General features: G+C 66.2%; 5 protein-coding genes. 2 read left to right on the top strand and 3 right to left on the bottom strand.

Features of this window, described 5'->3' with window-relative positions; all coding sequences use genetic code 11:
* Positions 1–231 precede the first annotated feature (231 nt).
* From greA to ACIPIA_RS07475, 3 genes are all read right to left on the bottom strand, one after another.
* Positions 232–705 (bottom strand): transcription elongation factor GreA, encoded by a 474-nt coding sequence (gene greA / locus ACIPIA_RS07485; protein WP_400508149.1) that lies wholly within the window; start codon positions 703–705, stop codon positions 232–234.
* Between the two features lie 107 nt (positions 706–812).
* Positions 813–4,130 (bottom strand): carbamoyl-phosphate synthase large subunit, encoded by a 3,318-nt coding sequence (gene carB / locus ACIPIA_RS07480; protein WP_400508147.1) that lies wholly within the window; start codon positions 4,128–4,130, stop codon positions 813–815.
* 142 nt (positions 4,131–4,272) lie between these two features.
* Positions 4,273–5,487 (bottom strand): MFS transporter, encoded by a 1,215-nt coding sequence (locus ACIPIA_RS07475; RefSeq protein ID WP_400508145.1) that lies wholly within the window; start codon positions 5,485–5,487, stop codon positions 4,273–4,275.
* Between the two features lie 154 nt (positions 5,488–5,641).
* On the opposite strand from ACIPIA_RS07475, the gene ACIPIA_RS07470 reads away from it, so the two are divergent.
* Entirely contained in the window at positions 5,642–6,031 is a 390-nt protein-coding gene (locus ACIPIA_RS07470) for an ArsR/SmtB family transcription factor (protein WP_400508143.1), read from the top strand.
* A 97-nt stretch (positions 6,032–6,128) separates the two neighbouring features.
* Positions 6,129–7,190, top strand: a complete 1,062-nt coding sequence (locus ACIPIA_RS07465) for a class I SAM-dependent methyltransferase (protein ID WP_400508142.1) — start codon at positions 6,129–6,131, stop codon at positions 7,188–7,190.
* The last annotated feature ends 42 nt before the right edge of the window (positions 7,191–7,232 follow it).

The following is a 7,232-nucleotide window of genomic DNA, read 5'->3' as shown; positions in this document are numbered from 1 at the left end:
CATCGGCAATGCCGGCGCGAGCGTGATCAGCCGCGTCATGGGCCTGATCCTGGCGAGCGTCGCCGTGGACGGCATCATCAAGGCGGTGAGGGTGGTCCTGGCGGGGTAGGGACGTCGCCAGGGCGTTGGCCGGGCCGGTCCGGCCATCGAGGCCTTCTCTCGGCAGGAGCGGTCGAAGTCGTCGATGCCCGCCACAGGGGCGAGCATGACGGTCGTGGAACGGTGGCCGTCTCAGCGGAAATCGACGCTGACGACCTCGTAGGACTTGCCGCCGCCGGGCGTGTTGACCTGGACGGAATCGCCGACCTTCTTGCCGATCAGCGCGCGCGCGATCGGCGAGCCGATCGAGACCTTGCCGGACTTCACGTCCGATTCCGGCTCGCCGACGATCTGGTAGCTCTTCTCTTCCTCGGTATCGTCGTCGATCAGCTTGACGGTGGCGCCGAACTTGATCGTGTCGCCGCCGAGCTTGGAGACGTCGATGATGTCGGCGCGGCCGATCAGCGACTCGAGTTCCATGATCCGGCCTTCGTTGAGCGACTGCGCTTCCTTGGCCGCGTGATATTCCGCGTTCTCCGAGAGATCACCCAGCGCGCGCGCCTCTGCGATCGCGGTGATGATGCGCTGGCGCTGGACCTGCTGACGGTCCTTCAGCTCGGCCTCCAGGGCGGCGAAGCCCCCGGCGGTCATTGGAACCTTTTCCATTCTTTCCGTCCCATAAAAGGCCTGAAAACGCGGTTCGCCGGCAGCATCTCGGCTGCCGGCGCCTCCGCGCTTCCGCTTCGTCTCCGAACTTCGCCGCGACTGGCCGATCAGGCCGCGCGTTCGAAGTATGACTGCAACGATCGTACTTCGAGGTCGCCGCTGCAATAGGCCTTGATGCCCTCCGCCGCGGCGATCGCTCCGGCCAAGGTGGTATAATAGGGCACCTTGTGCAAGAGGGCCGTTCGACGGAGCGAACGGGAATCCGCAAGAGCCTGTGGACCCTCGGTCGTGTTGAAGATCAGCTGGATCTCGCCGTTCTTGATCGCGTCGACGACATGCGGCCGGCCTTCAAGGACCTTGTTGATCCGCGCAGCGTCGATGCCCTGCTCCTGCAGCAGGCGCAGCGTGCCGCCGGTCGCGACGATACGGAAGCCGAGATCGGAGAGGATGCGGACCGCCGGCACGATGCGCGGCTTGTCGTCGTCGCGCACCGAGACGAACACGGTGCCCTTGACCGGCACCTTGGAGCCGGCGCCGAGCTGGCTCTTGGCGAAGGCCGTGTCAAAGGAGCGGTCGAGGCCGATGACCTCGCCGGTCGAGCGCATCTCCGGGCCGAGCAGGACGTCGACGCCAGGGAAGCGCGCGAACGGGAAGACGGCTTCCTTGACGCCGACATGGTCGAGCTTCGCCGGCTTCAGGCCGAAGCTCGCCAGCGGCTCGCCGGCCATGACGCGGGCCGCGATCTTGGCGATGGGCTCGCCGATGACCTTGGCGACGAAAGGCACCGTGCGCGAGGCGCGGGGGTTGACCTCCAGAACGTAGATGTCGCCGTCCTTGATCGCGTACTGGACGTTCATCAGGCCGCCGACATCGAGCGCCAGCGCCATCGCCCTGGTCTGGCGCTCCAGTTCGGTGATGGTCTCGGCCGAGAGCGAGCGCGGCGGCAGCGAGCAGGCCGAATCGCCGGAATGGATGCCGGCTTCCTCGATATGCTCCATGATCCCGGCGATGAAGGCCTCCTTGCCGTCGGCGAGGCAGTCGACGTCGACCTCGATGGCATCAGACAGGTAGCGGTCGAACAGCAGCGGGTTCTTGCCGAGCACCGTGTTGATCTGGCCGGTCTTGTCGTTCGGGTACTTGGCCTTGACCTCGGACGGGATCAGCGAGGGCAGGGTGCCGAGCAGGTAATCCTCGAACATCACCTCGTCGCGGATGATCGCCATGGCGCGGCCGCCGAGCACATAGGACGGGCGCACGACGAAGGGCAGACCGAGCTCGCCGGCGATCATGCGGGCCTGCTCGACCGAGTAGGCAATGCCGTTCTTCGGCTGCTTGAGGTGCAGCTTGTCGAGCAGGCGCTTGAAGCGGTCGCGGTCCTCGGCGAGGTCGATCATGTCGGGCGAGGTGCCGAGGATCGGGATGCCGGCCTCTTCCAGCGCATTCGCCAGCTTCAGCGGGGTCTGGCCGCCGAACTGGACGATGACGCCGAGCAGCGTGCCGTTCTGCTTCTCGGTCTCGAGGATCTCGAGCACGTCCTCGGCGGTCAGCGGCTCGAAATACAGCCGGTCGGAGGTGTCGTAGTCGGTCGAGACCGTCTCCGGGTTGCAGTTGACCATGATGGTCTCATAGCCGGCATCCCGCAGAGCGTAGCAGGCATGGCAGCAGCAATAGTCGAACTCGATGCCCTGGCCGATGCGGTTCGGCCCGCCGCCGAGGATCACGACCTTCTTGCGGTCGGAGGGGTTGGCCTCATCCGCCATCTTGCCGGCGAAGGGCATGGCGTAGCTCGAATACATGTAGGCGGTCGGCGAGGCGAACTCGGCCGCGCAGGTGTCGATGCGCTTGTAGACCGGGCGCACCTCGAGCGAACGGCGCAGCGTACGAACCTCGGCCTCGGTCTTGCCCGAGACGGCGGCGAGGCGCTTGTCCGAGAAACCCATCGCCTTGATCTGGCGGAAGGCGCCGGGCGTCTGCGGCAGGCCGACCCTGCGGATCTTCTCCTCGGTCTCGACCAGCTCGCGCATCTGGGCGAGGAACCACGGATCGATCTTGCAGCTCTCGTGGATCTCCTCGTTGCTGAAGCCGGCGCGCATCGCCTGGGCGACATGCAGGATGCGGTCGGGCGTCGGCGTCGAGATCGCGGCCTTGATGGCGTTGCGGTCGTCGCCGAGGCCGAGGCCGTCGACCTCGATCTCGTCGAGGCCGTCGAGGCCGGTCTCGAGCGAGCGGAGCGCCTTCTGCAGAGACTCCTGGAAGGTGCGGCCGATCGCCATGGCTTCGCCGACCGACTTCATCGCGGTGGTCAGGGTCGGCTCCGAGCCCGGGAACTTCTCGAAGGCGAAGCGCGGGATCTTGGTGACGACGTAGTCGATCGTCGGCTCGAAGGAGGCCGGGGTCGCGCCGCCGGTGATGTCGTTCTCGATCTCGTCCAGCGTGTAGCCGACGGCCAGACGCGCCGCGACCTTGGCGATCGGGAAGCCGGTCGCCTTCGACGCGAGCGCCGAGGAGCGCGAAACGCGCGGGTTCATCTCGATGACGATCATGCGCCCGGTTTCCGGGTCGATCGCGAACTGGACGTTCGAGCCGCCGGTCTCGACGCCGATCTCGCGCAGAACCGCCAGCGAGGCGTCGCGCATGATCTGGTATTCCTTGTCGGTCAGCGTCAGCGCCGGCGCGACCGTGATCGAATCACCGGTGTGGACGCCCATCGGATCGAAGTTCTCGATCGAGCAGACGATGATGCAGTTGTCCTTCTTGTCGCGGACGACCTCCATCTCGTACTCCTTCCAGCCGAGCACGCTCTCCTCGATGAGGACCTCGCTGGTCGGGGACGCGTCGATGCCGCGCTCGACGATGTCGATGAACTCGCCCTTGTTGTAGGCGATGCCGCCGCCGGTGCCGCCCATGGTGAAGGACGGGCGGATGATCGCGGGCAGGCCGATATCCTCGAGCGCGTCGAGCGCCTGGCCGAGCGTCTTGATGTGATGAGAGCGCGGGGTGGACAGGCCGATCTTGGTCATCGCCTCGCGGAACCGCTCGCGGTCCTCGGCCTTGTCGATCGCATCTGCGGTGGCGCCGATCATCTCGACGCTGAACTTCTCCAGCACGCCCATTTTCTGGAGCGAGAGCGCGCAGTTCAGCGCCGTCTGGCCGCCCATGGTCGGCAGCAGTGCGTCGGGGCGCTCCTTCTCGATGATCTTGGCGACGATCTCCGGCGTGATCGGCTCGACATAGGTCGCGTCGGCCAGGTCCGGATCGGTCATGATCGTCGCCGGGTTCGAATTGACCAGGATGATGCGGTAGCCCTCGGCCTTCAGCGTCTTGCAGGCCTGGGTGCCGGAATAATCGAACTCGCAGGCCTGTCCGATGATGATGGGGCCGGCGCCGATGATCAGGATGGACTTGATGTCTGTGCGCTTTGCCATGATCTCGACCGGTCTTGCAGGCGTGCGCAAGGCCGGTCCGATCGGGCGAGCGGAGGCCTGGCGAGCGTCTGAATGAATGCTAGGCGCTCGCTATAGACGGGCCGGGCGACGGAAGGAAGCTTAAAAGCGCTGCCGTCGCGGCTCAACGCACAGGACGCGGTGCCGGCAGCACGATGTCGATTTCCAGCTGCCTCGGCATTCTGCGCTTGCGCCACATGGCAGCGAAGAGCACGGCGAGCGCCGCGATTTCGCAGGCGGCGCCGACGAAGCCGAGCGGCCAGGTGCCGGCATGGCGCATCACCTGCTGGCCCAGCGCGGCGCCGGCCGCGATGCCGAAATAGAGCGCCGAGGCGTTGAGCGAGAGCGCGACGACGGCGGCATCCGGTGCCATCGCGGCCAGCCGCGACATCTGCGAGGGATGGCCGGCCCAGCCCGCCGCACTCCAGACCAGCAGCACGAACGGAATCGGCCATATCGCGAGCGCCGGCGGCAGGCTGACAGCGATCAGGGAGGCGGTGAACAGTGCCGTGGCGAGCACTGTCAGGACGACGCCGAGGGTGCGCTCCGGCCCGAACCGATCGCTGGCGATGCCGCCGAGCTGGTTGCCGATGGCCGAGCCGATGCCGGAAACGACGAGGGTCGCCGCAAGCCAGGGGCCGACAATGCCGGCATGGTTGGTCAGGAAGGGCGCGATATAGGTGTAGAGAACGAAGGCGCCGGTGGTCCACAGCATGGTGGTGGCCAGCGCCAGCAGCACATCGCCGCGTCCTGCGACCTGCAGGCGCTCGCGCAGTGTGTTGGTGCCGCGCGGCAGGCCCCTGGGCAGCTTGACGAGCAGGCCGATGAGCGAGAACGCGCTGAACAGCGCCACGATCAGGAAGGCGAGGTGCCAGCCGCCGAAGCCGACGACGGCGGTGCCGATAGGGATGCCGAGAATCAGCGAAACCGTCATGCCGCCGGTGACGAGAGCGATGGCGCGGCCGCGCCGCTCGGGCACGGAGACCGCGACGGCGACGGCATTCGCGGCGGGCATGAAAACGCCTGCCGAGAGCGCCATCACGATCCGGGCGGCCATCACTACCCCGAAATCGCTGGCGAAGGCTGCGCCGAGATTGGCGAGGCCGAACACCGTCATCGCGCCGGTCAGAACCAGCTTGCGGTCGGCGTCGCCGAGGACCGTGGAGAGGATGGGCGAGCCGATCGCGTAGGCCAGCGCGAAGATCGAGATGAGCAGCCCCGCAGTGTCGACCGAGACGGAGAGGCCATCGGCGAGATGGGGCAGGATGCCGGTGACGATCAGGCTGCCGGTGCCGATCGCGAAGGCGCCGCCGGCGAGGGAAAGAAGGCGCGTATCCATGGGAGTGATCCTTGCGGATGATCGCTGTTTCGAAGGCGAGCTTCAAAATTTCAATGATCGTTGAATTTTAAGGTGACCGATCATTCGCCGCAAGGGTAATTTCAATGAATGTTGAATATTGTCAGGAGCGACGGCATCGCCTATCTCGAAGGCCATGAAGCCGGTTTTCCACCCTGATATCGAGGATGTCGCGCCAGCCGACGTGTTCGCGGCGCTGGCCGACCCGATCCGGCTCGGCATCCTCGTCGCGCTGTCCGATGTCAACGAGGTCGACAAGGCGCGTTGCAGTCATTTCACCGCCTTCGCCTCGCCGTCGCTCCTGTCCTACCACTTCGCCAAGCTGCGCGAAGCCGGCATCACCCGCATGCGGGTGGAGGGAACGTCGCGCTATCTCAGTATCCGGCGAGACGAGCTCAACCAGCGCTTTCCGGGGCTGATCGACAGCGTGATCGAGACGGCGCGGCGCGACCCCAACCTGCCACGCCTCGGCCCCGAATGGCTGTCGGAAGGCGGAGAGACGCAGGGTCCGACTTTATCGCGTTGACAGGCCCCGCGACGGGTTTAGCGTCTTCTCTTCCGCGATGGCGTCGAGCTGGATCGCGACACGGCACCGGCTGCGCCCGAACCCGAGGAGCAAGGCCATGCGTGCTGCCGACCCTCAAAAACTCGACGCGCTGGTGGGACGTCTCGTTGGCGATGTCGGGGCCTCCGTCACCGGTGCCCTGATCGTGCTGGGGGACCAGCTCGGCCTCTACAAGGCGATGGCCGACGGCATGCCCGTCACATCCCAGCAACTGGCGGAAAAGACCGGGTTCAAGGAGCGCTATCTGCGCGAATGGCTCTCCGGTCAGGCCTCGGCCGGCTATGTCGAGTATGACGAGGGCAGCGACAGCTTCAGCCTTTCGCCCGAGCAGGCCATGGCCTTCGCGGAGGAGGACAGCCCGGCCTTCTTCGCCGGCGCCTTCGAGATCGTCCAGTCGATGTGGGTCGACGAGCCGAAGGTCGAGGATGCCTTCCGCAGCGGTGCCGGCCTCGGCTGGCATGAACACAGCAAATGCCTGTTCCGTGGCACCGAGCGCTTCTTCCGGCCAGGCTACAACGCCCATCTGACAGGCGAGTGGATTCCGGCGCTGGACGGCGTCAAGGCCAAGCTCGAACGCGGCGCGACCGTCGCGGATGTCGGCTGCGGGCACGGGTCTTCGACGATCCTGATGGCCAAGGCCTATCCGAACTCGCGCTTCTACGGCTTCGACTATCACGGGCCGTCGATCGAGCGGGCGCGGGAGGAGGCGCAAAAGGCCGGCGTCGGCGACCGCATCGTCTTCGAGCGTGCCTCGGCCAAGGATTTCCCCGAGCAGAAATACGACCTCGTGACGATGTTCGACTGCCTGCACGACATGGGCGATCCGGTCGGGGCCGGCAAGCATGTGCGGGAGTCCCTGGCCCGCGACGGCAGCTGGATGATCGTCGAGCCCTTCGCGCACGACCATCTCAAGGACAATCTCAACCCGGTCGGGCGGATCTTCTACGGGGCTTCGACGATGATCTGCACGCCGGCCTCGCTGTCGCAGGAGGTCGGACTCGGCCTCGGTGCGCAGGCCGGCGAGATGCGGCTGCGCAAGGTCGCGATGGACGCGGGCTTCTCGCATTTCCGCCGCGCGACAGAGACGCCGTTCAACATGGTGTTTGAAGTTCGAGCCTGAGACAGCGCGCTCGGGAGGAAAACCCACGCGCCGGTGCTGCTG

The organism is Allobosea sp. CER48 (genome assembly GCF_044752385.1).
In the GTDB taxonomy this organism is placed as follows: Bacteria; Pseudomonadota; Alphaproteobacteria; order Rhizobiales; family Beijerinckiaceae; genus Allobosea.
Note: the sequence above shows the minus strand (reverse complement) of the source record. Positions and strands in the feature narration are given on the sequence as shown.